Source organism: Reyranella sp. (assembly GCF_965228225.1).
In the GTDB taxonomy this organism is placed as follows: Bacteria; Pseudomonadota; Alphaproteobacteria; order Reyranellales; family Reyranellaceae; genus Reyranella.
This window is the reverse complement of record NZ_OZ245801.1, coordinates 2,105,171-2,129,541: the sequence shown is the minus strand read 5'-3', so window position 1 is coordinate 2,129,541 and position 24,371 is coordinate 2,105,171. Positions and strand designations below refer to the sequence as shown.

Sequence of the window (24,371 nt, the reverse complement as noted above, 5' to 3'; positions counted from 1 at the left end):
TGGAGAGGCATCGGGCCCCTGGTTTTCACTGGAAATAAGCGCCGCGATGGGCTGCATTGGACGCCAGCAATCATTTGCCGGAACCTAGATGACTGAGCGTCTCGCGTCGATCCTCGGACTTGGCCTGATGGCCGGATTCTGCCTTCCCGTGCCGCAGGCGACGGCCCAGTCGCCCGCGGTCACGGGCACCTGGGTGAACGATCACGGGTCCGTGCTGGTGATCCAGGCGGTCGGCACCGACGGCCGCGTTGCCGGGACCTATGCCAACAACGCGGCGGGCTACAAATGCGCCGGCGTGGCCTTCCCGATCGTCGGCTGGATGGACGGCCCGCGCATCTCCTACACGGTCCGCTGGAAGAACGCGTCGGTGGACTGCGCCTCGATCACCTCGTGGACCGGTTATTTCAACGAAGGCCGTCTCGGGGTCGAATGGGTGCTCGCGTACGAAGAGTACGGCGCGCCCCGCCTCCGGACCGGCTCCGACTCCTACACGCGGCGCTAACTTCGGGGGGCGTCAGGATTTCTTCAATATGACCGGGACGTCCAACGTCGTGCCACGGATGTACCTGCCGCTCAGGCCATCGCCGGTGCGTCGCAGCACGTATCGGCCTCCCAACGCCGCCTCGATGGTGAGCGTCCCATCCGATACCGTGCCCTTGTTCGTGCGCTTCCCGGAATCGACCGTGTCGGCGAAAGTGGAGACGAAGCCCTGAAGCGCAAACTCCATCCTGCCCTCGACACGCCCATCGCTTCCCAGCGCGGTGACGACGAGAGTCGCTTCGCCAATTCCCGGGACATCGCCCTTCCACGTGCCGACAAAAGACCCTTCCACCTGCTGAGCAAAAACGCTGCTACCCAGTGAGGCAAGAAGAGCCGCGATGAGGAAGCGTCGAGCCTTCTCCACCGTTCTCAGGATCAGCCCCAGCTCAAGGTGATGGCGATGTCGCCCGGCATCCCGCCCGGATAGTCGACGATGTGATAGCGGATATGATAGCCGAGGGGCCGCAGCTTGCGCTTCCAGTACTGGTAGATCTCCTTCGGCAGGCCGCTCAGGGTATTTTCCCACCCCTCCTCGACCTGGTTGATCGCCCGGCCGCCGTCGGTACAGATATGGTTGGGGAAGCGAAGCACCTGGACCGATGTCAGGCCGTTCGCCATTGCGCGCTCGATGATGATCGAGGCCTTTTCGCTCGCTTGTTCGTCGGTCAGTCCCGACGGCGCCAGAAGATGGTCGATGAACGCCTTCTTCTCCGCCTCTGCTGCCTCGCGCGCCTTCAGCGCAGCCGAGGCCTTGGCCCCTTCCGCCTCGGCCATCCGTATATGCAGATCCTGGACGCTCAACAGCTTGGACATTCCGCTCTCCTCGATGGGCATGAAGGTGTCGTGCGCCTAATATTTCTGCGCGACGTATCGGCGATCGGCGATCGAGGCGAGGTCGTCGAACCGCCGCTTCTCCGACCGCGAAGGCAATTTCACCTTGGCGCGTTCGACATTCTTGTAGGGAATCTGCGCCAGGATGTGCGCAATCACGTTCAGGCGCGCCCGCTTCTTGTCGTCGGACCGCACGATGTGCCAGGGCGCCTGGTCGGAGTCGGTGTGTTCCAGCATCAGGTCGCGCGCCCGCGAATAATCGTACCATCGCGAGTAGGACTGGACGTCCATCGGGCTCAGCTTCCACTGGCGGAGCGGGTCTTCGATCCGCGCCTTGAAGCGACGATCCTGCTCCTCCTGTCCGACCTCGAGCCAGATCTTGATGAGGCGCAATCCCCCTTCGATGGCAAACTTTTCGAAGACCGGACAGATGTCGAGAAAACGCTGATGCTGCTCGGCCGTACAGAAGCCCATGACGTACTCGACACCGGCGCGATTGTACCAACTGCGGTCGAAGATCACGATCTCGCCACCAGCCGGGAAATGCTCGACGTAGCGTTGAACGTACATCTGTGTCTTGTCGCGGTCGGACGGCGCCGGCAGCGCGACGACGCGGAACACCCGAGGGCTCACCCGCTCGGTCAGAGCCTTGATGGTGCCCCCCTTGCCCGCCGCGTCGCGCCCCTCCAGCACGATGACTACGCGCTCGCCGGAGACCTTGACCCAATCCTGCAGCCGGCAAAGCTCGACCTGCAGTTTGCGCAGCTCCTTCTCGTAGATCTTGCGCCTGAGCTTTTCCGTCCCCGCGCTGCTGTCTTTTTTCTTCGACATCCGAAACCCCAGTGGGCGACCGGCTCGCGGTTCAGCGGATGATCTTGACGGCGATTGCCGTCTGATGCGTCCACACGGTGGCCACGAGGTCGCCCGGCTTCAGGGTGGCCAGGGCCGCCCGGCCGGCCGCGGTGAGGACCGGCGGCATGGTGATGACCTCGCCACTGTTGGGTGAGGGCTCTTCCGGTTTGCCATTTGAGGCATTGATGAGCCAGAGGCCGCCATTCTCCGGAGTCACCTTGGTGACCATGCCGGACATGCTCCACATCCGGATCGGTTCGCGCGCCCCCGGGATCCCGGTGAGCTGCGCCCCCTTATCCGTCAGCGCCTTGGCCTGGGCATCCGCCTGCGGCGACTTCTTGGCAATCATCACGTCGATATGGTCGAAATAGTTGCAGTCGACGATCATGCCTTCGCGCAGCGCCGGGTAGTTGGTGACCAGGTCGGCGGCACGCATCTTGATCCGCCCCATATCTTCCCACGTGATGTTGAGGATGCGGCGATCCGGATGGAGCCCGTCGATCTTGCCGCGCTTGAAGTTCTGGTAGTTGTTCGTAACGACGAATTCCTGCGCCAGGGCGGGCGCGGCCAGGATGCCGACGCCACCGGCTGCGAGTGCGCCGCCGGTCATCACCTTCAGCATGGTGCGTCGAGATGTGTGCATCATTGTCAGGCCCCCCTTACGTTATCGGCGTCCCTTCCCGTCCGACCTTGGCCGGCCAGCGGGAGCGCGCCGTGGGAGACAGATTTCGCCAGGAAACGCAGCCTGTCTTTGACCAATGTCAAAGTGATCGTGGGCCGATGCACGGCGCGTGACGGCCAGTGCGGCGCTAAGCCGTCACCTTGCCGGCCTGCCGAAGCTTGTCGAAATCGAGGATCACGACCTCGCCGCTCTCGATCAGAGCAATGATGTTGCGGCTCTTCAGCTTGCCGATGGATCGGCTCACCGTCTCGATCGTAAGGCCCAGATAGTCGGCGATCTCCTGCCGGCCCATGTGCAGAGTCAGAGGCTGCGCCAAGGAGACATGTCGCTCGGTATACAGCGCACTGATCTCCGCGAGAAAATGCGCCACCCGCTCCGTCGACCGAAGCCGGCCGAGAACCAAGGTCAGAAAACCGACCTGCTTCAATGCACTCGACAGCGCCTCCGCAAGCGCGGCCGCGAGGTCGGAATGCTGGGCAACGAAGGCGTCAAACTTGCGCCGGTCGAAAGCGCAGGCCTCTACGTCGGTCAGGGCCACGCCTTCGAAGGCGTAGCTGCCGTTCTTGTCGAGATAGCCGACGCAATCGCCGGGCGCGCGCAACGCCATGATCTGCCGGCGTCCGTCATCGAGCGTGTGGAAGACCGCGACGACGCCTTTGCGAATTTTGAAAAAGGACCCGATCGGGTCGCCCGCACGAAAGAGGGTATCGTTCTTCTTCCAGTGCCGGACGCCGCCAAGAGACAAAAGGTGCCTCAGTCTCGAGTCATCCAACGGCCGGCACAGGTTGAGCGTCCGGCCGATGCACGTGTCACAAGGCAGGACCGAGAGCATCTGGGCCCTCGGCAGTCCGACCGCCGTCGGTCCGGACAAGCTTGTGTGGTTGCGCACCAAGTGCACATATCATTCCAGTGATCGGAAGACCACACGCCCACGCAGAAGTGACCGTCCCGGTTTACCCGCGCATCGGTCGATGGGGCGACGGCCTCCCCGGGAGCACGGAGAGAGCCTGCGGCAGAACCTCGAAGATCACCGCGGTCGACCAGCCCAACATCAGCACACCGCACATTGCCGTGGTCGGTCCGATGAGTCGCCACGGCTGCACGGGATTCACGTCCCCATAGCCTGGGGTCGTATAGGTGACGAACGCAAAACAGAGCATGTCGGCGTCTGCAGGCGCCGTGATGATCCGTTAGCCGGGAATCGCGAACACGGTGATTGCCATCACGAGATAGACGGCAATGAGCTGCACGCCGGTGAACCAGGTGGACTTGCCGTCCACGATGAGGATCGAGGCAATAAAGGTCGCAGCCAGCACCAGGAAGACCTCGACTCCGGAAAAGGCCAGGCTGAGGGGTTGCGGCGCGATGACAAGGCTGAGGAGCACCAGCAACGGTGCGACGAACAGCGCGATCTGCGTGCTGCTGCCGATGGCGATGCCGACAGCCATCTCCATGCGATTGCGCATCGCGACCAGTACGGCGGTGCTGTGCTCTGCCGCATTTCCGACCACCGCGACCACGACGACGCCGATAAACAGGTTGGAGAGGCCCAGGGCGGAGGCGGCGTGCTCCACCGTGCCGACCAGGATCTCGCTCATCCACACGATCAGCACGGTGACCGTGGACATCACCCCGACCGTGAGGGAAACGGACCACGGCAGGCCATGTGGCTCCGGTTGGCCAGCCGGCTCCCCACCCCGGAACAGGTCGGCATGGGTACGCAACAGGAATACCAAGCTGAGAGCATAGACGCCCAGAAGGAGGACAGATACGACGACACTGTAGTGGATCGACCGGCTCGCCATCTCGGCCGAACCGAGCGCGGCGAAAACCGAAGGAACCAGAATCGCGATCGCCGCCAGCGCCATCATGCCGATCTGCGTCCGAACGCCGATGGTGGCGAAGCTCTGAACCTTGTGCCGGAGACCGCCGGCCAGGAAGGCCGCACCAAGAACGAGCAGAAGATTCCCGATGATCGAGCCGGTGAGCGACGCCTTGACGACGTCGATCATGCCGGCACGCAGGGCCACCAGGGCGATGATCAGTTCCGCGGCGTTACCGAGCGTCGCATTGAGGAAGCCCCCGATACCCTCGCCAAGTCGTACCGCCAGCTTCTCTGTCGCCACGCCAAGGAGACCCGCCAGCGGGATGATGGCGACGCAGGCCAGCCCGAAGACCAGGAGCGGCGCGTCGGGCCGCACGTGGTGCATTCCCGCGGCGATCGGCACCGCCAGCAGCAGCCACGACAGCGGTGCTTCGGCCAGGACACGGCGGGCTGCGTTCATCGGAGCCGTTCCACCGCTCGTCAACGGTTCGGAAGCCTGCCGGACTCGGCGGCGACGGCGCGATCGATCACCACGAAGAGGTAGGCATCGGGAGAAATCGTGCAGCCGCCCCGAACCAGACTCGCGAGCTGGGCTCCCTGTTCGCCGTCCGGGATTGTGACGCCGCGATGCCTGGCGACATGGTCGGCGAGGAACTCCGCTAGCGCGACGCGCTGGTTCCGAGGCAGAGCGTGGGCTTCCCGACAGGTGAGGTAGGCCGCACGCTCGAAAGTCAGTCCCTGCGTCTGCGCGACCGCGTCTGCAGCCAAGATGGCCGCCAAGGCGATGAGCGCGCCAAGCATTCCGGTTCTCATCGGACCGCCCCGAAGCCGCTACTTGTTGCCGATGGCGGTGCCGCCGATATAGCCGACCGCGCCGCCGATAAGACCCGCGCCCACGACCTGGCCGAAGCTTCCGCCGGACACCATCCCGATGCCGGTGCCGAGAGCAGCGCCCGTCACGGCGCCCTTCTGGCCGGTCGACAGGTTGTCGAACTGGTCACACCCGCAGGTCGCTCCTGCCATGGCAATGAAAAGGACGATGCTACGCATCATGATGTGCCTCCGCTAAACGGAGCCATTGTGCGCGTCGGCATCGTCCTTCGTGTTGACTTAAGTCAAAGGCGCGCGCCGCGAAGTCTCAGGCAGTGCCCATGGGCACACGCATGCCCGGCCGGTCGATGCTAACTGAACGGTCAACGGGTTCGTCGGGGGAGAACCTCGTATGATCTATCTGGAGCTCAGCATCGGCTAAGGCTCTACCGCGTCAGCAGCGCGATCAGCTCGACATGCGCGGACCAGAGGAACTGGTCGATGGGCATGAGTTTTTCCAGCCGGTAACCGCCGTCCTGCAGGGTGCGGACGTCGCGGGCGAAGCTGGCGGGGTCGCAGGAGCCGTAGACGATGCGCTTGACCTTCGAGGCGGCGAGTTCGGCGCATTGCGCGGCCGCACCCGCGCGCGGCGGGTCGAGCACGACGGCGTCGAAGGCATCGAGTTCCTTGGTACTGAGCGGCCGGCGGAAGAGATCGCGCAGCTGCACGGTCACGCGGTTGCCGCCCAGCTTGCGCGCCGTGGCGTCGACGGCGGCGACCGACGGGCGGTCGTACTCGAACAGGCTGAGCCGGCCCGGCTTGCCGAGCGACAGCGCGCCGATGCCGGCGAAAAGGTCGGCGAGGTGCGCCGCCTCCCCGGCCCAGGCGTTGACACCCGCACGCATTACCAGCTCGGCCCGCTTGGTCGCCTGCAGGAAGGCGCCCGGCGGCGGCTCGATCGCCACGTCGCCCAGGATGAGCTGCGGCGTGCGCCGCACCAGCACCGGCTCGGCCGTCGCGCGGTCGCCCCAGCTCACGCGCGCCAGGTCGGCGCTCTCGGCCAGCGCGATCAGGGTCTCGCGGATCGGCAGGGTCAAGTCGAAGCGCTTGTGCGGGCGGATCAGCACGTCGAGGCCGGTGTCGGTCTCATTGACCACGGCATCGGCCGAGGTGCCGTCGCGCAGGATGGAAGCCATTGCCGTGCGCAGCGAGGCAAGCACCGCGTTGATCCTGGGCCGCGCGACGACGCAGGTGTCGATGTCGACGACGCTCTGGCTCGCCCGTACGTGGAAGCCCGCGAGAACCCGCTTGCCCTCGCGCCTCAGCACGATGTCGGCGCGCCGGCGCTCGCCCGGTTCGCAGGTCACCGGCGCCTCGAAGCGCGGCGCTTTCACGCCGCGTTGCGCCAGCGCCTTGGCGATCAGCTCACTCTTCCAGCCGGTGTAGATATCGCGCCGCCAGTGCTGGAGCGCGCAGCCGCCGCAGGTGCCAAAATGCGGGCACGGCGGCGCCTCGCGGTGGCGGGACGGCGCCAGCACCTCAAGCAGCTCGCAGGCAATGCCGTCGCCGCGCTTGTCGAGCGGTTCGGCCTCGACCGTCTCGGCCGGCAGACAATACGGCACGAAGTAGCGCTTGCCCTCGAGATCGGCCACGCCGTCGCCGCGGGCGCCGACCTCCAGGATGTCCAGTGTGATACTCATGGTGGGCTCGGGCGCCGGGCTCAGCCCAGCCAGCTCTTCGCCGGCCTCATCTCGCCGACCAGCAGGCCGACGACATTCTTGATCTGCGGATGCAGCACCTCTTCGCGCTGCCCCGCCGGCAGCACGCCGAGATGATCCAGCAGCGCCGCCATCGCGACCTCGGCCGCCCGGCCCGCGCCGTCCCACACCTTGAGCGCCACGCCGAGGCCGAGCGTCGGCAGCATGCCGCAGAACACACCCTCGGCGCCGGTCTTGACCTGGATCACGCCAGGCGCTGCCTCGTTGATGCGGGTGCAGAAGCGGCCGGTGCCGGCCACCATGAAGGGCTCGGCGTTCATCGCCTTGCGGATCCGGTTGGCAGCGTCGGCGCGCTTGCTGGACAGGCCCGACGGATCGGCCATCGCGGCCATCGCCTGTGCCAAGTTCTTGAGCGGCGTGGCGAGCGTGGGAATCCCGCAGCCATCGGTGCCGTGCGGAAAGGCGTCGGCGTCGAGGCCGCACAGCGCGCTCATCGTCTCGCGCAGCCGGCGCTGCACCGGGTGGTCGTACTGGATGTAGCCCCGGGCCGGCTCGCCATAGTGAACGGCCGTCGTCAGGAAGCCGCTATGCTTGCCCGAGCAGTTGTTGAACGCCGCCGTCGGCAGGGTGTTGGCCCGGGCCAGCGCCTCGATGCTCGACTGCAGGCGCGGCGCATGGGTGCCGCATTCGAGATCGGCCTCGCTCAACCCGATCTTCGCCAGCCACGCGCGTACCGTCTCGACATGGCGCGTCTCGCCGCTGTGCGAGGCGCAGGACAGCGCCACATGCTCGTCGCCCAGGCCAAAGCGTTCGACCGCGCCGCTCTCCACGAACGCCATTGCCTGGATCGGCTTGTTGGCCGAGCGCGGCAGGATGGCTGCATCGATGTCGCCCCAGGATTCGACCACGGTGCCGTCGGCCTTGACGACCGCGGCGATGCCCTCGTGCCGGCTCTCGACGACCGGACCGCGCGTGACTTCGATGACGACAGGGCCTCGGCTCATCGCACGCGCTCCAGCTTGACCACGGTGATGTTGTCCTGATGCCCCTTGGCCACCGCCAGAACGGCTGCGATGATGCCCTCGACCGGCAGCGAGGCCTGCGCCAGAAGCTGTTCGCTGCTCAGGCTGTGGATGCCGTCGCTGCACACCAGCAGGCGCGCGTCCGGTCCCAGCCGGCGGGTTCCGCGGTCGACCAGAGTGAGCGGCTCGCCCATCACCGCCTCGCGCAGCGTGTGCCGACCGGGATGATGCTCGGCATCCTCCTCCGAGAGCATGCCGCGAGCGACCAGCGCGTCGATCTGCGGCGCCATCGAATGATCGGCGTTCAGCCGTGCGATTTTGCCGGCCTCGACCAGGTAGAAGGGCGAATCGCCGACGCTGATCCAGCGCACCTCGTCGCCGCGCACCTGGACCGCGATCAGCGTCGCGCCCATGCCGGTGAGTTCGTGCCGTGCGAGAGCGCCCCGGCCCACCGCCTGATTGGCGTCGTGCAGCCCGTCGTCGAGCCGACCGCCTTGCTCCACCGCATGGATGAAGGCGTCGACCGCGAGCTGGCTGGCGACCGCGCCGCCTGCATGTCCGCCCATCCCGTCGGCCACCACCGCGAGAACCGAGCCGTCGCCCAGCGTCACCAGACGCCAACTGTCTTCTTGATACGGACGGGCGCCCTGATGCTGGCCGCCCTCGCCCCGCCACCGCGTCGTCATGTCTTTCGTCGAATCCTTCAGTGCCAGACCGCCGGGAGCTTGCTCAGGCCGCGCAGCGTGAAGCTGCGGCGCCAGGCAGGCGTGTCCTTCTCGGGGAGCGTCAGGTTCGGCATGCGCTCGATCAGCGCCGCGAACACCAGCTCGGCTTCGAGCCTCGCAAGTTGTGCGCCCAGGCAATGATGGATGCCGCCGCCGAACGACATCGGCCGGATATGCTCGCGACCGACGTCGAGCCGGTCGGGATCGGGATACTGCGCCGGATCGCGGTTCGCCGCGCCCAGCAGGGCTACGATGCTCTGCTCCGCGCCGATCGTCACGCCGCCCAGTTCGACTTCCGCATGGGTGACGCGGCCGGTGATCTGCACCGACGAATCGTAGCGCAGCAGTTCCTCGACCGCGTTGGGGATCAGCGACGGATCGGCCTTGAGCCGCTCCCATTGATCGGGATTGCGATGCAATGCCAGCAGGCCGTTGCCGATCAGGTTGGTAGTGGTCTCGTGCCCCGCACCGAACAGCAGGCCGATATTGGCCTGCAGCTCCTCGGCCGACAGCTTGTCGCCCGCCTCTTCCGCCTTCACCAGCTCGGTGGTGAGATCGTCGCGCGGTTCGCGGCGGCGCAGCTCGCACAGCTGGTTGAAATAGACGCCGGCCATCTGGGTGTTGCGGTTGGCCTGGTCGAGCTCCTCGCGGGTCATCGGAACCGGCTCGAGGATGCGGCCGTTGACGTTGCTGCCCGCCAGGAACGGGGCGCGATGCTCTTCGGGAATGCCCAGCATGTCGCAGATCACGATGACCGGCAGGCGATGAGCCAGGTCGCGCATCACATCCATCTCGCCCTTGTCGGCGACCCGGTCGAGCTGTTCTTTGACCAACGCCTCGATCCGCGGCCGCATGTCGGCCACGCGACGCGCCGTGAAGGCCTTGGTGACCAGCCCGCGCAGGCGCGTGTGATCGGGCGGATCCTGCACCAGCATCGTCTTCGCCAGACTCGCCACCGCGGGCTCGTCCATGCGGTCGCTGCCGTAGCGGCGCCGCATGTTGCCTTCGAAGTCCTTGCCAAAGCGCTTGTCGCGCAGCGACAGCGCCACGTCCTCGTAGCGCGTGATCAGCCAGAAGCCCTGCGGCGTCTTCAACACCGGGGCGACTTCGCGCAGCCGGCGATAGAAGGGATAGGGGTCGGCGATGAAGGCCGGGTCGAGCGGGTTGAACTCGAGGTCCTTCGCAGGTGCGGTCGGCTGGGCGATGGTGTCCATGCTTCCCCTCTACCACGAAGCCCCTTGCCGCGCGAACGAACGAGCCCCTAGCATCGGCCCATGTTTGCACTCACCCAAGGACTTCGCCGCGCCGTCCAGACCCGCCCCAACGGCATCGCCACCTCCTTTGCCGGCCGCCGCCGCACCTGGCAGCAGAGTGCCGACCGGATCAGTCGGGTGGCCGGCGCGCTTTCCGCACTGGGTGTGCGACGCGGCGACCGGGTGGCCCTCCTCGCCCTGAATTCCGACCGCTATCTCGAACTGATGTACGCGCTGCCGTGGATGGGCGCGGTGATGGTGCCGGTCAACACGCGGCTGGCCGCCCCGGAGATCGAGTATATCCTGAACGATGCCGGCGCGGTGGCGCTGTTCATCGACACCGGCATGTCGCACCATCTCAAGGCGCTCGAGGGCCGCACCCCGTCGGTGCGCGAAGTGATCTGGCTCGACGATCTGGCGAGCCCGGACGGCATCCTCCACTACGAGGACCTCACGAGCTACGAAGCGATGGAGGATGTCGGAGCGCATGACGACGATCTCGGCGGCCTGTTCTACACCGGCGGCACGACGGGGCGATCCAAGGGCGTGATGCTCACCCATACCAACCTGGTGGTGAACGCCCTGAACGGCGTGGCGGGCATGGGCTTCGATGCGGACACGGCCTATCTCCATTCGGGGGCGATGTTCCATCTCGCCGACGGCGCCTCGACCTTCGGCGTCACTCTGTCGGGCGGCCGCCACGCCTTCGTGCCGCGCTTCGAGCCGGTCGAGGTGCTGCTGACCATCCAGACCGAGAAGGTGACGCACGCGCAGTTCGTACCGACCATGATCAACATGCTGGTGAACCACGAGCGCTTCGACGAGTTCGACATCCGGACTCTGTCTTTCATCCTCTACGGCGCCTCGCCGATGCCGGAGGGCATCGTGCGCAAGGCCATCGAGCGGATGCCGAAGGTCCGCCTGATGCACGGCTACGGCATGACCGAGGCCGCTCCCATCGTCACCCTGCTCGACCCGCGCTACACGGTGCTGACTGGCCCCCATGCCGGGCGGCTGAGATCGTGCGGCCAGGCAGCGCTCGCCTGCGAGGTCAAGATCGTCGATGCCGACCGCCTGGAAGTGCCGCGCGGCACGACCGGCGAGCTGGCCGTCCGCGGCGCCAACGTCATGAAGGGCTACTGGAACAAGCCGGCCGAAACCGAGGCGGTGCTGGAGGACGGCTGGTACTATTCCGGCGACGGCGCCTACATGGACGAGGAAGGCTTCGTGTTCATCGTCGACCGGCTGAAGGACATGATCATCTCCGGCGGCGAGAACGTCTACTCGGCGGAGGTCGAGAACGCGATCTCGACGATGCCCGGCGTCGCGGAAGTGGCGGTGATCGGCGTGCCCGACGAACGATGGGGCGAACGTGTGCACGCCATCGTCGTGCTCAGGCACGGTGTCTCACTCGGCACCGACGACGTGATCGACCATTGCCGAAACCAGATCGCGGGCTACAAATGCCCGCGCAGCGTCGACTTTCGCGACACGCCCCTGCCCCTGTCGGGCGCCGGCAAGGTCTTGAAGCGCGAGTTGCGCGAGCCCTACTGGAAGAATTTCACCGAGGCGGTGAACTGATGCCGACGATTCCCTACTTCGACTGGATCGCCCACCATGCGGGCCGGCGTCCCCATCGGCTCGCCCTTCACGACCTGCACACGGGCCGGAAGCTCTCCTATGCCGCCCTCGACGCCCGTATCGGCCGGTTGACCGCGGCGCTGGCGGCGCGAGGCATCGTCAGGGGCGACCGCATCGCCCTGCTGGCGCCCAACTGCGCCGAATATTTCGAACTTCAGTTCGCCTGCGGCCGGCTGGGCGCCATCATGCTGCCGCTCAACTGGAGGCTCACGGTCCCTGAGCTCGACTACATCCTGGGCGATTCGAGCCCGAAGCTGCTGATTCACGACAAGGGCTTTGCCGAAGCGGCCGCCGCTCTCTCGAAGGACCTGCTGGAGATCGACCATGAGCGGCCCGACAGCGCCTACGAGCGGGCGCTTGCCGAGGCCGGACCGGCGCCGCCGTCCGTTGCGCTGACGCATGACGATATCGGCATGGTCATGTACACGTCGGGCACGACCGGCCATCCCAAGGGCGCGATCATCACCCACGGCATGGTGTTCTGGAATTGCGTGAATCTGGGGATCCCGGCACTGATCACGCCCGAGACCGTGCAGCTCGTGGTGCTGCCCCTGTTCCACACCGGTGGCCTCAACTGCTACGCCAACCCCGTGCTGCATGCCGGCGGCACGATCGTGGTCATGCGCACTTTCGATCCCGGCCAGGCGCTCGACTGCCTCTCCGATCCGTCGCTCGGTATCACCCACTTCTTCGCGGTGCCCGCGCCCTACCAGTTCATGATGCAGCACCCGAAGTTCGAGACGGCCGACCTCTCGCGGCTGCGCATCGCGGGCGTCGGCGGGGCGCCCTGCGCACTTGCCATCCTCGAGACCTGGACCGCCCGCGGCGTGCCGCTGGTCCAGGGCTGGGGCATGACCGAGACCAGCCCCGCCGGGACGATGCTCAATGCCGCCGACGCCATCCGAAAGCTCGGCTCGGCCGGCAAGGCGATGATGCACACCGCCATCCGCGTGGTCGACGACGAGGGCAACGACGTGCCGGCCGGCGGCATCGGCGAGCTCTTGATCAAGGGCCCCAACATCACGCCCGGCTACTGGAACAATCCGCAGGCCACGGAGCGCAGCTTCACTGACGGTTGGCTGCACACCGGCGACGCGGCGCGGCTCGACGAGGAAGGCTTCGTCTACATCGTCGACCGCTGGAAGGACATGTACATCTCGGGCGGCGAGAACGTGTATCCCGCCGAGGTCGAGAATGTGCTGTTCCAGATCCCCGCCATCGCCGATGCCGCGATCATCGGGGTGCCCAACGAGCGCTGGGGCGAGGTCGGCATGGCGATCGTCGTGCGCAAGCCCGACCAGGACCTCGCCGAGGGCGACGTGATCCAGCACTGCCTCGCCCGCCTCGCCAAGTTCAAGGTCCCGCAATCCGTCACCTTCGTCGACGCCCTCCCGCGCAACGCCACCGGCAAGGTCCTGAAGCGCGAACTGCGCGTCCAGTTCGTCGGCCAGGATGCGCCGGCGATCAGTTGAGTTGTCGTCCTGAGCGTCGCGAAGCACCTTGCAGATCGACCAGAGGACTCCGTTGCCGGCGCGAGGTCCTTCGCTGCGCTCAGGATGACAGGAAGGTCAAACCAGCGGCACGTAATCGTACTCGCCCACGCCTTGCATGATCAGGAACGTAAGCGAGGCGTCGCCACCGTTGGTCACGAGGTGCGGCCTTCCCGGCGCGGCGACGAAACTCTCGCCCGGCTTCAGGATCACCTCTTCCTTCGGCTCCTGCAGGAAGAGCCGCATAGTCCCCTCGACCACGTAGAACGTGTCGCTGATGTTGTTATGAAAGTGCCAGGGCACCGTCTGCGTGGGCGAGAGCTGCAGCTCGGCCACCCGGAAGCCCGGCCGCTGCAGGTGGTAGGCGCGCCGCTCGACCTCGTAGAGGTGGCTGGCATCCTTTACCGCTTCGCGTGTCCTGGGTGCCGACATCGTCGATCCTCCTGCCTGGAGTGTCCGGCCCGGTTTTTTGTCTGTGCCGCGAACGCACCAAGCCTTAAGAACGGGCGCGATCCCGTCAAGAAGACAGTTCGAGGAACGAGGATTTTCCATGCTCACGATTTACGGCGTCTACCGGTCCCGCGCCTCGCGCAACATCTGGCTGGCCGAGGAACTCGGCCTTCCGTTCAAGCACGTCGCGGTGATCCAGCACTATCGTGCCGTGCCGGCCGGGATGCTGCACACGCAGTCGCCGGAGTTCCTGAAGGTCAATCCGAGCGGCCTCATTCCCTCGATCGACGATGACGGGCTGGTGCTGCACGAGTCACTGGCCATCAATCTCTATCTCGCCCGCAAGCATGGCGGCCCACTCGCCGGCGCGACCGTCGCCGAGGAAGGCCAGATCGCTATGTGGGCGTTGTGGGCCGCGACGGGCGTCGAGCCGCACGCCATCAACGTGCTCTATCATCGCCTGGGTAATCCGAACGGCGTAAAGGATCCGAAGATCGCAGACGCCGCGGTCGAGGCGCTCAAGGGCCCCTTCGCGGTGCTCGACAAGGCGCTGGAAAAGAGCGGCTGGCTGGTCGGCGACCGCTTCACCGTGGCCGACATCAACGCCGCGGAGATCGTGCGCTATGCCCAAGCCGCCCCGGAACTGTTCGAAGCCGCGCCGCGCGTGAAGGCCTGGCTCGCCGCCTGCCAGGCCCGTCCGGCCTTCAAGAAAATGTGGGCCGCCCGCGACGCCGAGCCGGCCTAGAGATCAGGCCTCGGGCGCCGCTTTGGTCAACGTCGCAAGACGCGCCGTGGCGCCCGCGACCGCTTCCGGCGAAAACCTGTCGGGATAGGTCAGCACCAGCTGTTCGCCGGTCATCTCGACCATGCCGTTCGCCACCAGCAGATCGAAGGATTCGGGCGGTTCCTTGCTCTTCGCCCAGTCCTCCAGGCAGGCGACGACACCCTTGCCCTTCAGCTTGAGACGCGTACGGCTCGCCCGGGTGGCGCGGCCGTTCTTCTGCGTCAGCAGCTGCTCATAGGCCGCCAGCGTGCTGTAGAAGGCCCGCTCCAGGGGATCTTCCTTGTCGGCGCCTTCGAGCGAGCAGAGCTGGTCGAACGCCTGGCGCCAGATATCCTCGCGCCCCATGCGCTTTGCATTCTGCATGAGGGTGCGCAAATGCTCCGGGTCGGTGTAGCTGGAGACCGGCTTGCTCATCGTCTGCTTGATGGCGACGGGTGCCTTTTCGACGGGCACGTTCGTACGCTTCGTTGAACGCTTGGCCACGGGCTACTCCTGCACAATTGTCCGGCACTGTATGTGCAAGAGATTCAGCATAGCACATTGTACGCCCTGCAACCTGCCCGTTCACATCGCGAAAACAGGCGTCCAGCGAGCTCCTCCTCTCACGCCGCCAGCACCAGGCGATCGTTGGCGAGGGCGAAGCCGAAATTTTCGTAGAAGCGCTTGGCCGGCCCCTCGCCCACCACGGCTTCGACCTGCACCGCGCGCCGCTGGCGAGACCATTCGACGGCGGCGGCCAGGAGACGCCGGCCGACCCGGCGGCCACGCTGGTCTGCGCGCACGACGAGATTGTCGACCTCGATCACCTTGTGGGCGCCCATCCCCTCCAATGGCACGAGCCGCGTCATCAGCACCGCGACGGCCAGCACCCCGATCTCGCTCTGCGCGACCAGCAGGGTCGTGCCGGGCGTCTCGAGCCAGGTGAGCACCTGTTCGCGAGAGGACTCACCCTCGCCCAGAAGATCGCAGAGATCCTCAAGATCGCGCGGGCCCGCCAGCCTTACACGGATGGCGAGCGGCAAGAGCGGCGGTTCAATTTCTGCTTCGATGATCGACATGTCGTCCTCCGGTTGCGGGTTCCGCCGCGACCCGGAGGCCAAGTCCTAAAACACGAAAGCCGCCGGGATGCGGCGGCTTCGTTGAGTCATGACCCTTCGCGCCGCCTATGTGAGGGGCGTAAAATACCAAGCGTTGTGCGAGAGGGTCTTGAGCATGGATATCTTTTAGGCTTGAGGACTCTCGTTTGTCAACGCTCGCCAGCACACGAAGCACCTTCGAGCAACATTGTTGCGTCAGCGGCTGTCTCGACCCGGGATTCGGGAGCTGCGACACTCGCTTCATTTATTTCGTTTATTTCGGTTGTTTCGTTGATTTGCCCCGACCTGACTTCTCAAGCGGCCAGCTGGAGCCATCGCGCGAGTTTGACGGAGTTGACGGCATAGATGATCAGAGCGAGTGCGACGGTGAGTAACACCAACGCGATGATGCTCGTCACGCGCCCCGGCAGCACTCGCTCCACCAGCGAAGCGACCCCGTCGAGACTGGCGCTGATCGCCCTCACCTGATGTCCTCGAATACGAAGAAAGTCAGGTGCTCAGGTTGCACGTGTCGCCGGGCCGCGTGGTCGACGACAATCGGGACATTGTCCCAATGGCGATCCTTGATGTAGCCATCGGCGATGCTCGTCACGGCGCCGTCTTCCCCGACGATATCGAGGAAGACGTCCCCAGAGCCGGGAGCAATCGTGCGTGTGACAACGGCAACACCGTTCAAGCATACCGGTTGTGGCTCTCCGGCAGATACTCGGGGGCCGAGCAAAGGTCTGCCGTCCAGCCCGTGAAGGACCTGAAAGTCATGGATGGTCATGCGCCACAGGGCATCGAAGCTCGACCGGGACTGAACAGTCATGGAGCCGCAGTGCGCCACGTCATTCCACGGAGGCGACTGTCCGACTGCAGCCACCATCGGCACGCCAAGGGCAACCACGACCGCCGCGGCACGGGCACTCGTCCAAGCGTGCAGGATCACGCGGCAAGCGCCGAGTCTGGCGTCACTCCGCTGCGACCGCCATCGCCTGCTTGAGGCCGGGCATGGTGAAGCCGAGCTTGTCGAGCTTCTCGATCATGTCGCGGCCGGTCTTCTCGTCGATCTCGACAAGCGGCGGACGGACCGGGTTCCAGTGCGGGTCGCTGCCGTAATGCGCGATCACGTACTTCAGCGCCGGGATCATCACATAGCCCTGCATGACGCCGCGGACCTCGTTGATCCAGGCCTGCAGCTTGTCGCCCTCGGGGGTGCCGTAGGCCTTGATGGTCTCGGCGATCTTGCCCGGGTTGATGTTGGCCGTGGCGCTGATGCAGCCGACGCCGCCCGCTTTCAGGTTCTCCAGGATCGGCTTCTCGTTGCCGGAGAAGACGTCGAATCCGTCCTTGGCGAAGGCGTCGATCATGCTCTTCGTATGGGGCCAGTCGTCCGACGAATCCTTCATGCCGGCGATCTGCTCGGGATAGGCCTTCATCAGCCGCTCGACCAGCTTGTGCGTGATCGGCACGCCCGAGACCCCGGGAATATGATAGAGATAGACGCGCAGGCGGTCGTCACCGACGCGTTGCACGACTTCCGAGTAGAAGCGGAACAGCCCCTCCTCCGGAACACCCTTGTAGTAGAACGGCGGCAGCATCAGCACGCCGCCGACGCCGAGCTTCACCGCATGGGCGCTCACTTCGGCCGCCTCGGTGATCGAGCAGGCGCCCGTGCCGGGCATCATGCGCGCGGTCGGCACGCCCGCCGCGACGACAGCTTCGAGCAGGTTCATCCGCTCCTTGGCCGACAGCGAATTGGCTTCCGAGTTGGTGCCGAAGACCGCCAGGCCGCAATCCTGGCTGATCAGCCACTTGCAGTGCGCGATGAAGCGGCCGACATCCGGCGACAGGTCGCGCTTGAAGGGCGTGACGACGGGCGAAAGAACGCCTTTGATCCGTGCTGCGGCCATGATCTTATTTCTCCCGGGAATGGCGCGCCTTTCTGCAACGAAGCGCCGGAGACGTCCAGTGTCACCATCTCTCAGCGAAATCCTGCCCGAGGACGGCACGGCCGGAACCCTGGTCGGCCGCCTCTGGCGCGCCGGCCATCCGGCGGGGCCTTCGATCGTCGCGATCCGGGGCGACGGGGTTTTCGACCTCTCGGCGACCGTGCCGACGATGGCCGATCTCTGCAATGCGCCCGATCCCACGTCCATCGCGCGCAACACGCCGGGCGAGCGCATCGGCACCCTGCAGGACCTCGTGGGCGATCTGCTCGCCCCGGTCGACCTCCAGGCGCTCAAGGCCGCCGGGGTCACCTTCGCCGTCAGCCTGCTGGAGCGGCTGATCGAGGAACATGCCAAGGGCGATCCCGCCCGTGCCGAGCAGGTGCGCGGCGAGCTGAATGCGATCATCGGCGCCGATGTCAGCGCCATCACGCCGGGCTCGCCCGAGGCCGAGGCGCTGAAGAAGACGCTGATGGCGCGCGGTGCCTGGTCGCCCTACCTCGAAGTCGGCATCGGCCCCTATGCCGAGATTTTTACCAAGGCGCCGCCCATGGCCGCGGTGGGCTACGGTGCCGAGATCGGCATCCGGCCGGACTCCGACTGGAACAATCCCGAGCCCGAGGTCACGCTGATCGTCTGCGCCAAAGGCCGGATCGTCGGCGCGACCTTGGGCAACGACGTGAACCTGCGCGACATCGAGGGGCGCAGCGCGCTCCTGCTGGGCATCGCCAAGGACAACAACGCCTCCTGCGCGCTCGGTCCCTTCATCCGCCTGTTCGACGACACCTTCTCGCTCGACGACGTCCGCCAGGCCAAGGTCGATCTCGAAGTGACGGGGCCCGACCAGTTCCGCCTGCGTGGCTCGAGCGACCTCTCGAAGATCAGCCGCGATCCCACCGACCTCGTGGCCCAGGCGATGAGTGCGCATCAATATCCCGACGGCATGGCGCTGATGACCGGCACGCTGTTCGCGCCGACCGAACCACGCAAGCCCGGCGGCACCGGCTTCACGCACATGGTGGGCGACCTGGTCTCGATCCGCTCGCCCAAGCTCGGCACGCTGACCAACAAGGTGGCTCATTGCGACAAGATTGCGCCGTGGACGTTCGGTACCGGAGCCCTCATGCGCAACCTCGCGGCACGAGGGTTGCTGCGGTAATAACCGTGACCACAATGAAAACCTCATCCTGAGGAGGCCCGCGAGGCCGTCTCGAAGGATGGGCAACGAACAGCGCCTGTGTATCCCATCCTTCGAGACGTCGCTTCGCGACCGTCTCGAAGGTTGAGGTTCTTGGGCGGCGAGCCAAGGAAGACCATGACCGACCTCACCCGCCTGCCCGCCTCCGAACTGCGCGAGCAGATCGCCGCCAAGAAGATCTCGCCCGTCGAATTGACCGATGCCGTGCTGGCACGGGCCGAGCGGCTGCAGCCGCTGCTGAACTGCTTCATCACCCTGGTGCCCGATCAGGCGCGCGCCGCGGCCAGGAGGGCCGAAGACGCCGTCATGAAGGGCGATCCGCTGGGCCTGCTGCACGGCATCCCGTTCGCCGCCAAGGATCTCGTGAACACGGCGGGCGTGCGCACCACCTTCGGGTCCCTGCTCTACGAGAACAATGTGCCGAAGGAAGACGCGGTCTGCGCGGCCCGGGTGAAGGGCGCGGGCGGCATCCTGTTCGGCAAGACGACGACGCCGGAGTTCGGCCACAAGTCGCTGACCGACGGGCCGCTGTTCGGCCGCACGCGCAACGCCTGGAGTGCTGCGCACACGTCGGGTGGCTCGAGCGGCGGCGCGGCGGTCGCAGTGGCGGCGGGCATCGGGCCGATCGGGATCGCCACCGACGGCGGCGGCTCGACCCGCATTCCCGCCGCGATCAATGGCATGGTCGGGCTGAAGCAGAGCAACGGCGTCATCCCTCACAGCCAGGTGGCCGACGCGTTCGGCAACTACACCTATGTGACTCCGATGACGCGCACGGTGATGGACACCGCCCTGATGCTGCAGGCGATGGCTGGGCCGCATTCATCGGACCCATGGTCGATCGGCATCGAGCCGCCGGACTATCTGGCCGCGGCCCGCGCCGAAGGCGATCTCACGGGCAAGCGCATCCTCTACAGCGCGACGCTCGGCAACACGCTGGTGGCGAAGGACGTTCGCGCCGCCTTCGACCAGTCGCTGGTGCGGCTGCGCGAACTGGGGGCCGAGCTGGTGGAACTCACCGAGGAACTGCCCGATCTCAGCTCGGCGTGGAAGGTGATCAACCACACGACCTGGAAGGCCCGGTTCGACGAGATGATCCGGCGCGACGGCAACCGCATGACGCCGTCGCTGGTGCGTCAGGTGGCCGAGGCGGCGGACTGGTCTGGCGCCGACTATCAGCGCGCCATGTTCCAGCGCAGCGACCTCTTCCGCATGGTCCAGGGCTGGTTCGAAACCGCCGACTTCCTGGTTACGCCGACCGTGTCGCGCACCGCGCTCCCGATCGACCAGGATCTGTTCGACCCGATCACCATCGATGGGGTCGAGGCCGGCGAGCTGCGGCGCAACTGGTTCCCCTACACGATGCCGTTCAACATCACCGGCCACCCGGCCCTCTCGATCTGCAACGGCTACGATTCGGAAGGCCTGCCGACCAGCCTGCAGATCGTCGGCCGATTCCGCGACGAGGCCTCGGTGCTGCGCGCCGCCGCGCTCTACGAGGCGAGCGAGAGCTGGCTCGACCGATGGCCCGACCTGTGAGGTCGCCTCCGGCGCCGCGCCCGGGATCATCGCGGCCGCCGCCCAAAAGGCCACCGCCGCTGACGGCCGAGCAGATCCAGGCCCGCGTTCTGCATCGCGACGGGCTGATCCTGGTGATCGACAAGCCGGCCGGCCTTGCCGTGCACGCCGGGCCGAGCGGCGCGCCCAACCTCGAAGAGTGTTTCGACGATCTGCGCTACGGCCTGCCGCGGCCGCCGGCGCTGGCGCACCGGCTCGATGCCGACACGGCGGGTGTGCTGGTGCTGGGGCGCCATCCCAAGGCGCTGGCAAAGCTCGGGCGCCTGTTCTCGGGCCGCGACACCGAAAAGACCTACTGGGCGGTGGTCGAGGGCTCGCCGCCGGCCGAGGAAGGTGTGTTCGACATGCCGCTGCTCAAGCTCAACACACGCAGCGGCTGGTCGGTAAAGGTTTCCGACAAGGGCCAGCCTTCGTTGACTCGTTACAAGGTGATGGGGCGCGCTCCGGGGATGACCTGGCTGGAGCTGAAGCCAGAAACCGGCCGCACCCACCAGATCCGCGTCCACTGCGCCGCTGCCGGCTGCCCGGTGATCGCCGACCGCCTCTATGGCCGCGCCGTGCCGGACAGCCAGCTCCATCTGCAATCGCATGGCATCGTGCTGCCTCTCTCGAAGAGCAAGCCGCCGATCGTCGTCACCGCCCCGCCGCCTTCCCATATGCTGGCGGCGCTGAAGGCCTGCGGCTTCAATCCCGCGCCGTCACCCACACTCTGAGCGTGTCGCCGGCCTCGAAGCCCGACGTCACGGCGGCCTCGAGCTCGTCGCCCGATTCGTAGCCGACCAGGGGAAGGCGCGGAAACGTCTGCGCCGCCAGCCGGGCGAGCGACCGCCAGACCGCCGGCGCATCCGCGGCCTCGGCGACGACGTTGGAGACCCCGACCACCTCCTCGGCACGGTAGAGCATGAAGCCGGCAACGACCTTGAAGCCGCGCCGCCCCTTGAACATCGCGAAGTCCGGATCGTCGACCGGCCACCCTTCGGCGCTCTTTTCCTCGCGCGTCCAGACGATGTCGGTCGACGGTCCTTCGGCCGGCATGACGCTGCGGATCCACGTTGCGTCGAACAGCAGATCGAACCCGCGGCGCGACAGGTCGAGCGTGCCGAAACTGTCTTTAACCGACCAGCGGCCTGGCAGATTCGATTTCTGCAGGATCTCGACGGTCGTGCGTTGCTCTTCGAGTGCCGTGTCGCCGACCGCGAGAGTGACGGCATTGGGGTAGAAGCGCGGCACGACGGCCGCGTTCACCCACATATGCGGCAGGAAGCGTCCTGCCTGACCGTGCGCGCGACAGACCGCATCGCACCAGCGTGCATTGTTGCTCGCCGCGGCAGCGGTCCAGTCTTTCACGCGCGGACTTCCTCCCGTTCGATCAGGCCGCGGCGCTAGGCCGGGCCCTCATGCGTTCCATCCAGGCCACGATATTCTTGTTCGCCGGATCGAGCGGCTGGCCGACCTTGCCCAGAAATTCGAGGAACGTGAACAGCAGGATGTCGGCCATGGTGAGCTTGTTCCCCGTGACGAAGGGCTTGGAGCCCATCTGCTCGTCGAGCCAGACAAGCTTCTTCTTCGCCGCTTCCTTGAGACCGTCGGCCGCCTCGGGAATGCAGTGCACGCGATCCTGGAAGAACTTCAGCCCCTGCGAGAAGCGGAATCCGTTGGCCGCCGGCTCGAGGATGTTGAGGTCGATGCGGCGCACCCACATGCGGGTATTGGCGCGTTCCTCCGGCGTGTCGCCAATCAGCGACGGCGTGTCCTTCTTGATCTCGTCGACGTATTCGCAGATCGCGGTGATCTCGGCGAGCACAGTGCCGTCATCGAGTTCGAGCGCGGGGCACTGGCCGGCCGGATTGATCTTGAGGAAGGGTTCGCGCCGATTCTCGCCGCCCCGCAGGTCGACCTCGACCTTCGGCACGTCGAAGCCCTTCTCGGCCATGAACATCCGGACCATGTGCGGATTGGGGCCGACCGAATTGTAGAATTTCATTTTGCGTTTCCTCCTCGATTGCCTTGAAGCGCTATCAAAGTCAGCGCCACGGCTCCACGAGAATCTTGGTGTGGTTCTCGGGATTGCCGAGTTCCTCGAACGCAGTCCTCACGCCGTCGAGACCGACCTTGCCGGTGATCAGCGCCTCCGCATCCACCTGGCCTTCCGCCAGCAGGCGAAGGCACCGCGCGAACTCATCGGGTGTATAGCCCAGCACGAACTGGATCGAGAGTTCCTTCACGATTCCGAACAGCGGCTCGATGCGGTCAGGCTCCATGCAGACGCCGGCCACGACGATGCGCGCATCGCGCGGGGCCGCCTCGAAGACCTGCTGCAACAGGCCCGGCACGCCGACGCACTCGAAGATCACCGCACGTTTGCCCGGTGTCAGCTTCGCATAGGGGGACTCGACCCTGGGATCGATCACGATGTCGGCGCCCATCTTGGCGGCCAGTTCGCGCCGCTTGGGCGAGAAATCGGCGGCGATGATCGGATGGATGCCCTTCAGCCGCAGCCCGACGATGACGGCCAGTCCCACGGGCCCGCAGCCCACGACCAGCGGCGCGTCGTTGTCCTGCAGCGCCGCCTTCTCGACCGCGTGGATGCCGACCGCGAGCGGCTCGGTGAGCGCGGCGTGATCGGCCGACAGGCCGTTGGGCACTTCGAGCAGCAGCGGCGCGGCCAGCACCATCCGTTCGGCGTAGCCGCCGGGAAAATCGTTCGAGTAGCCGACGGTGCGATGGCCGTCCGCCCGCGGGATTACCGGCATCGAACACACCAGCGTGCCGGGCTTCAGCCTGCGCTCCGTGCCGGGACCATAGTCCAGCACCTCGCCGCAGAATTCGTGGCCGAACACGACGTCGCGCGACAGGTCGAGCGGCTGGCGACCGGGAATGCGCTTCGACAGTTCGACCATATGCGGCGCGTGCTTGGCATAGTGAAGATCCGAGCCGCAGATGCCGCAGCACAGCGTCCTGACCAGCACCTGCCCGGCCGCCGGCACCGGCTCCGGCACCTCGGCGACGAGCATCTCGCCGCCGCGCAGGACCGCCGCCCTCACTTGATGAACTCCCGCGTCGTCGCCACGAAGTCGTCGAGCCGGTCGTGCTGGACCCAGTGGCCGGCGCGTTCGAACTCGACCACCTGGGCGGTCTTGAAGTGCTTGATGCGGCCGTCTTTCTCCGGGTTCGAGGCCCAGCTCTCCTTGCCGTAGACGAGCAAGGTCGGACAGGTGATGCGCGACCACAGTTCCTCGATGGCATCGTAGCTCATGTCATACGGCTGGTTGACGCGCACATAGTTGTCGAACTTCCAGCTGTAGGTGCCGTCTTCGTTCTGGTTGACGCCCTGCTCGGTCAGGTGACGCGCCTGCGCGGCGGAGAGATGCTTGTTCTCCTCCTGCATGCGCTTGAAGGCGTCCTCGATGGTCGGGTACTTGCGCGGCGCGCGGGCCGACAGCTTGCGCTGCTCGTCGATCCAGTCGGTCATGCGCACGCTGATCGGCTTGTGGCCGCGCTCCTCGATCACCTTGGGCGACGGTCCCAGCCCTTCGATCGCCACCAGCTTGCGCACCTTGTCGGGATGGATGCCGGTGTAGCGCAGGCAGATGTTGCCGCCGAGCGAATGCGCCACGATCGTCACCGGCGCCAGGTTCTGCTGATGGATGAGCTGGGCCAGATCGTAGATGTAGGCTGCCATCGAATAGTTGCCGTCCGGCGACCACTGGCTGTCGCCATGCCCGCGCAGGTCCGGGCAGATGACGTGCCAGTCCTTGCGCAGAGCCTGTGCAACCCAGTCCCAGTTCCGGCAGTGGTCCCGCCCGCCATGGACCAGCAGAAGCGGCGGCGCTTCGGGGTTGCCCCAGTCGACATAGTGCAGACGCAGACGCTGGGAAAAGAAGACGCGGGAAGTGGGCCCCGGCATGCCATTCAGGGAGGAGGTCATGCGGTCCCCTATAGCG

General features: G+C 66.1%; 29 protein-coding genes. 7 read left to right on the top strand and 22 right to left on the bottom strand.

The window, feature by feature from the left end; all coding sequences use genetic code 11:
• Window positions 1-88: 88 nt before the first annotated feature.
• A complete protein-coding gene (locus ACO07K_RS10165; protein WP_422035816.1) occupies window positions 89-502 on the top strand; it encodes an avidin/streptavidin family protein in 414 nt (137 codons plus the stop codon).
• Between the two features lie 12 nt (window positions 503-514).
• Here the strand turns inward: ACO07K_RS10165 and ACO07K_RS10160 are convergent, their stop codons facing one another.
• From ACO07K_RS10160 to ACO07K_RS10100, 13 genes are all read right to left on the bottom strand, one after another.
• Window positions 515-904, bottom strand: a complete 390-nt coding sequence (locus ACO07K_RS10160) for a hypothetical protein (protein WP_422035815.1) — start codon at window positions 902-904, stop codon at window positions 515-517.
• 11 nt (window positions 905-915) lie between these two features.
• Window positions 916-1,353 (bottom strand): hypothetical protein, encoded by a 438-nt coding sequence (locus ACO07K_RS10155; protein WP_422035814.1) that lies wholly within the window; start codon window positions 1,351-1,353, stop codon window positions 916-918.
• Between the two features lie 36 nt (window positions 1,354-1,389).
• Entirely contained in the window at window positions 1,390-2,202 is an 813-nt protein-coding gene (ppk2, locus tag ACO07K_RS10150; protein ID WP_422035813.1) for a polyphosphate kinase 2, read from the bottom strand.
• A 31-nt stretch (window positions 2,203-2,233) separates the two neighbouring features.
• Window positions 2,234-2,869 (bottom strand): hypothetical protein, encoded by a 636-nt coding sequence (locus tag ACO07K_RS10145; RefSeq protein WP_422035812.1) that lies wholly within the window; start codon window positions 2,867-2,869, stop codon window positions 2,234-2,236.
• A 163-nt stretch (window positions 2,870-3,032) separates the two neighbouring features.
• The gene (locus ACO07K_RS10140) at window positions 3,033-3,737 is read right to left on the bottom strand and encodes a Crp/Fnr family transcriptional regulator (protein ID WP_422035811.1); all 705 of its coding nucleotides are present in this window, start codon (window positions 3,735-3,737) and stop codon (window positions 3,033-3,035) included.
• 121 nt (window positions 3,738-3,858) lie between these two features.
• The gene (locus ACO07K_RS10135; RefSeq protein ID WP_422035810.1) at window positions 3,859-4,065 is read right to left on the bottom strand and encodes an ion channel; all 207 of its coding nucleotides are present in this window, start codon (window positions 4,063-4,065) and stop codon (window positions 3,859-3,861) included.
• 30 nt (window positions 4,066-4,095) lie between these two features.
• Window positions 4,096-5,190, bottom strand: coding sequence for a calcium/proton exchanger (gene cax / locus ACO07K_RS10130; protein WP_422035809.1), 1,095 nt, complete (start codon window positions 5,188-5,190; stop codon window positions 4,096-4,098).
• Between the two features lie 20 nt (window positions 5,191-5,210).
• A complete protein-coding gene (locus ACO07K_RS10125; protein WP_422035807.1) occupies window positions 5,211-5,531 on the bottom strand; it encodes a hypothetical protein in 321 nt (106 codons plus the stop codon).
• Between the two features lie 30 nt (window positions 5,532-5,561).
• Entirely contained in the window at window positions 5,562-5,783 is a 222-nt protein-coding gene (locus tag ACO07K_RS10120; protein WP_422035806.1) for a hypothetical protein, read from the bottom strand.
• Window positions 5,784-5,986: 203 nt separating this feature from the next.
• A complete protein-coding gene (locus ACO07K_RS10115) occupies window positions 5,987-7,240 on the bottom strand; it encodes a class I SAM-dependent RNA methyltransferase (RefSeq protein ID WP_422035805.1) in 1,254 nt (417 codons plus the stop codon).
• Between the two features lie 20 nt (window positions 7,241-7,260).
• Complete coding sequence (locus ACO07K_RS10110; RefSeq protein ID WP_422035804.1) at window positions 7,261-8,262, bottom strand: asparaginase; 1,002 nt, start codon at window positions 8,260-8,262, stop codon at window positions 7,261-7,263.
• A complete protein-coding gene (locus tag ACO07K_RS10105) occupies window positions 8,259-8,966 on the bottom strand; it encodes a PP2C family protein-serine/threonine phosphatase (RefSeq protein WP_422035803.1) in 708 nt (235 codons plus the stop codon). Before ACO07K_RS10105 ends, ACO07K_RS10110 begins: the two co-directional genes overlap by 4 nt.
• A gap of 17 nt (window positions 8,967-8,983) precedes the next feature.
• Complete coding sequence (locus tag ACO07K_RS10100) at window positions 8,984-10,219, bottom strand: cytochrome P450 (protein ID WP_422035802.1); 1,236 nt, start codon at window positions 10,217-10,219, stop codon at window positions 8,984-8,986.
• Window positions 10,220-10,279: 60 nt separating this feature from the next.
• Here ACO07K_RS10100 and ACO07K_RS10095 point away from each other — a divergent pair, with 60 nt between their 5' ends.
• Both ACO07K_RS10095 and ACO07K_RS10090 read left to right on the top strand, forming a co-directional pair.
• Window positions 10,280-11,839 carry an acyl-CoA synthetase gene (locus ACO07K_RS10095; RefSeq protein WP_422035801.1) on the top strand — a complete coding sequence of 520 codons (1,560 nt, stop codon included), beginning with the start codon at window positions 10,280-10,282 and terminating at the stop codon, window positions 11,837-11,839.
• Window positions 11,839-13,371 carry an acyl-CoA synthetase gene (locus ACO07K_RS10090; RefSeq protein ID WP_422035800.1) on the top strand — a complete coding sequence of 511 codons (1,533 nt, stop codon included), beginning with the start codon at window positions 11,839-11,841 and terminating at the stop codon, window positions 13,369-13,371. The genes ACO07K_RS10095 and ACO07K_RS10090 overlap by 1 nt, the downstream gene beginning before the upstream one ends.
• Window positions 13,372-13,467: 96 nt before the next feature.
• Here the strand turns inward: ACO07K_RS10090 and ACO07K_RS10085 are convergent, their stop codons facing one another.
• The gene (locus ACO07K_RS10085; protein ID WP_422035799.1) at window positions 13,468-13,821 is read right to left on the bottom strand and encodes a cupin domain-containing protein; all 354 of its coding nucleotides are present in this window, start codon (window positions 13,819-13,821) and stop codon (window positions 13,468-13,470) included.
• A 118-nt stretch (window positions 13,822-13,939) separates the two neighbouring features.
• Here ACO07K_RS10085 and ACO07K_RS10080 point away from each other — a divergent pair, with 118 nt between their 5' ends.
• A complete protein-coding gene (locus ACO07K_RS10080; protein ID WP_422035798.1) occupies window positions 13,940-14,584 on the top strand; it encodes a glutathione S-transferase family protein in 645 nt (214 codons plus the stop codon).
• 3 nt (window positions 14,585-14,587) lie between these two features.
• Here the strand turns inward: ACO07K_RS10080 and ACO07K_RS10075 are convergent, their stop codons facing one another.
• The 4 genes from ACO07K_RS10075 to ACO07K_RS10060 all read right to left on the bottom strand — a co-directional run bounded on the left by ACO07K_RS10075 (window position 14,588) and on the right by ACO07K_RS10060 (window position 17,615).
• Window positions 14,588-15,106 carry a hypothetical protein gene (locus tag ACO07K_RS10075; RefSeq protein ID WP_422035797.1) on the bottom strand — a complete coding sequence of 173 codons (519 nt, stop codon included), beginning with the start codon at window positions 15,104-15,106 and terminating at the stop codon, window positions 14,588-14,590.
• Window positions 15,107-15,225: 119 nt separating this feature from the next.
• Window positions 15,226-15,681 carry a GNAT family N-acetyltransferase gene (locus ACO07K_RS10070; RefSeq protein WP_422035796.1) on the bottom strand — a complete coding sequence of 152 codons (456 nt, stop codon included), beginning with the start codon at window positions 15,679-15,681 and terminating at the stop codon, window positions 15,226-15,228.
• A gap of 499 nt (window positions 15,682-16,180) precedes the next feature.
• The gene (locus ACO07K_RS10065) at window positions 16,181-16,651 is read right to left on the bottom strand and encodes a hypothetical protein (protein WP_422035795.1); all 471 of its coding nucleotides are present in this window, start codon (window positions 16,649-16,651) and stop codon (window positions 16,181-16,183) included.
• 22 nt (window positions 16,652-16,673) lie between these two features.
• Window positions 16,674-17,615, bottom strand: a complete 942-nt coding sequence (locus ACO07K_RS10060; protein WP_422035794.1) for a dihydrodipicolinate synthase family protein — start codon at window positions 17,613-17,615, stop codon at window positions 16,674-16,676.
• Window positions 17,616-17,634: 19 nt separating this feature from the next.
• On the opposite strand from ACO07K_RS10060, the gene ACO07K_RS10055 reads away from it, so the two are divergent.
• The 3 genes from ACO07K_RS10055 (at window position 17,635) to ACO07K_RS10045 (ending at window position 21,140) form a co-directional block, all read left to right on the top strand.
• The gene (locus tag ACO07K_RS10055; protein ID WP_422036650.1) at window positions 17,635-18,810 is read left to right on the top strand and encodes a fumarylacetoacetate hydrolase family protein; all 1,176 of its coding nucleotides are present in this window, start codon (window positions 17,635-17,637) and stop codon (window positions 18,808-18,810) included.
• Between the two features lie 156 nt (window positions 18,811-18,966).
• Window positions 18,967-20,388 carry an amidase gene (locus tag ACO07K_RS10050; RefSeq protein WP_422035793.1) on the top strand — a complete coding sequence of 474 codons (1,422 nt, stop codon included), beginning with the start codon at window positions 18,967-18,969 and terminating at the stop codon, window positions 20,386-20,388.
• Window positions 20,373-21,140, top strand: coding sequence for an RluA family pseudouridine synthase (locus ACO07K_RS10045; RefSeq protein WP_422035792.1), 768 nt, complete (start codon window positions 20,373-20,375; stop codon window positions 21,138-21,140). The genes ACO07K_RS10050 and ACO07K_RS10045 overlap by 16 nt, the downstream gene beginning before the upstream one ends.
• On the opposite strand, the gene ACO07K_RS10040 is transcribed toward ACO07K_RS10045, so the two are convergent.
• From ACO07K_RS10040 to ACO07K_RS10025, 4 genes are read right to left on the bottom strand one after another with little or no spacing between them, the layout of a single operon-like run.
• On the bottom strand, window positions 21,112-21,774 hold the full coding sequence (locus ACO07K_RS10040; RefSeq protein ID WP_422035791.1) for a hypothetical protein: 663 nt from the start codon (window positions 21,772-21,774) through the stop codon (window positions 21,112-21,114). The genes ACO07K_RS10045 and ACO07K_RS10040 overlap by 29 nt on opposite strands.
• 22 nt (window positions 21,775-21,796) lie before the next feature.
• Window positions 21,797-22,411 (bottom strand): glutathione S-transferase family protein, encoded by a 615-nt coding sequence (locus ACO07K_RS10035; RefSeq protein WP_422035790.1) that lies wholly within the window; start codon window positions 22,409-22,411, stop codon window positions 21,797-21,799.
• A 40-nt stretch (window positions 22,412-22,451) separates the two neighbouring features.
• Complete coding sequence (locus ACO07K_RS10030; RefSeq protein WP_422035789.1) at window positions 22,452-23,471, bottom strand: zinc-binding dehydrogenase; 1,020 nt, start codon at window positions 23,469-23,471, stop codon at window positions 22,452-22,454.
• Window positions 23,468-24,355 carry an alpha/beta fold hydrolase gene (locus ACO07K_RS10025; RefSeq protein WP_422035788.1) on the bottom strand — a complete coding sequence of 296 codons (888 nt, stop codon included), beginning with the start codon at window positions 24,353-24,355 and terminating at the stop codon, window positions 23,468-23,470. The genes ACO07K_RS10030 and ACO07K_RS10025 overlap by 4 nt, the downstream gene beginning before the upstream one ends.
• Window positions 24,356-24,371: the final 16 nt, after the last annotated feature.

Excerpts from the sequence above, each read along its gene's own strand:
- ACO07K_RS10165 (WP_422035816.1), top strand. The coding sequence starts at position 89 with ATGACTGAGCGTCTCGCGTCGATCCTCGGACTTGGCCTGATGGCCGGA.
- ACO07K_RS10155 (WP_422035814.1), bottom strand. The coding sequence starts at position 1,353 with ATGTCCAAGCTGTTGAGCGTCCAGGATCTGCATATACGGATGGCCGAG.
- ppk2 (WP_422035813.1), bottom strand. The coding sequence starts at position 2,202 with ATGTCGAAGAAAAAAGACAGCAGCGCGGGGACGGAAAAGCTCAGGCGC.
- ACO07K_RS10145 (WP_422035812.1), bottom strand. The coding sequence starts at position 2,869 with ATGATGCACACATCTCGACGCACCATGCTGAAGGTGATGACCGGCGGC.
- ACO07K_RS10140 (WP_422035811.1), bottom strand. The coding sequence starts at position 3,737 with ATGCTCTCGGTCCTGCCTTGTGACACGTGCATCGGCCGGACGCTCAAC.
- ACO07K_RS10135 (WP_422035810.1), bottom strand. The coding sequence starts at position 4,065 with ATGCTCTGTTTTGCGTTCGTCACCTATACGACCCCAGGCTATGGGGAC.
- cax (WP_422035809.1), bottom strand. The coding sequence starts at position 5,190 with ATGAACGCAGCCCGCCGTGTCCTGGCCGAAGCACCGCTGTCGTGGCTG.
- ACO07K_RS10125 (WP_422035807.1), bottom strand. The coding sequence starts at position 5,531 with ATGCTTGGCGCGCTCATCGCCTTGGCGGCCATCTTGGCTGCAGACGCG.
- ACO07K_RS10120 (WP_422035806.1), bottom strand. The coding sequence starts at position 5,783 with ATGATGCGTAGCATCGTCCTTTTCATTGCCATGGCAGGAGCGACCTGC.
- ACO07K_RS10115 (WP_422035805.1), bottom strand. The coding sequence starts at position 7,240 with ATGAGTATCACACTGGACATCCTGGAGGTCGGCGCCCGCGGCGACGGC.
- ACO07K_RS10110 (WP_422035804.1), bottom strand. The coding sequence starts at position 8,262 with ATGAGCCGAGGCCCTGTCGTCATCGAAGTCACGCGCGGTCCGGTCGTC.
- ACO07K_RS10105 (WP_422035803.1), bottom strand. The coding sequence starts at position 8,966 with ATGACGACGCGGTGGCGGGGCGAGGGCGGCCAGCATCAGGGCGCCCGT.
- ACO07K_RS10100 (WP_422035802.1), bottom strand. The coding sequence starts at position 10,219 with ATGGACACCATCGCCCAGCCGACCGCACCTGCGAAGGACCTCGAGTTC.
- ACO07K_RS10095 (WP_422035801.1), top strand. The coding sequence starts at position 10,280 with ATGTTTGCACTCACCCAAGGACTTCGCCGCGCCGTCCAGACCCGCCCC.
- ACO07K_RS10090 (WP_422035800.1), top strand. The coding sequence starts at position 11,839 with ATGCCGACGATTCCCTACTTCGACTGGATCGCCCACCATGCGGGCCGG.
- ACO07K_RS10085 (WP_422035799.1), bottom strand. The coding sequence starts at position 13,821 with ATGTCGGCACCCAGGACACGCGAAGCGGTAAAGGATGCCAGCCACCTC.
- ACO07K_RS10080 (WP_422035798.1), top strand. The coding sequence starts at position 13,940 with ATGCTCACGATTTACGGCGTCTACCGGTCCCGCGCCTCGCGCAACATC.
- ACO07K_RS10070 (WP_422035796.1), bottom strand. The coding sequence starts at position 15,681 with ATGTCGATCATCGAAGCAGAAATTGAACCGCCGCTCTTGCCGCTCGCC.
- ACO07K_RS10060 (WP_422035794.1), bottom strand. The coding sequence starts at position 17,615 with ATGGCCGCAGCACGGATCAAAGGCGTTCTTTCGCCCGTCGTCACGCCC.
- ACO07K_RS10055 (WP_422036650.1), top strand. The coding sequence starts at position 17,635 with ATGGCGCGCCTTTCTGCAACGAAGCGCCGGAGACGTCCAGTGTCACCA.
- ACO07K_RS10050 (WP_422035793.1), top strand. The coding sequence starts at position 18,967 with ATGACCGACCTCACCCGCCTGCCCGCCTCCGAACTGCGCGAGCAGATC.
- ACO07K_RS10045 (WP_422035792.1), top strand. The coding sequence starts at position 20,373 with ATGGCCCGACCTGTGAGGTCGCCTCCGGCGCCGCGCCCGGGATCATCG.
- ACO07K_RS10035 (WP_422035790.1), bottom strand. The coding sequence starts at position 22,411 with ATGAAATTCTACAATTCGGTCGGCCCCAATCCGCACATGGTCCGGATG.
- ACO07K_RS10025 (WP_422035788.1), bottom strand. The coding sequence starts at position 24,355 with ATGACCTCCTCCCTGAATGGCATGCCGGGGCCCACTTCCCGCGTCTTC.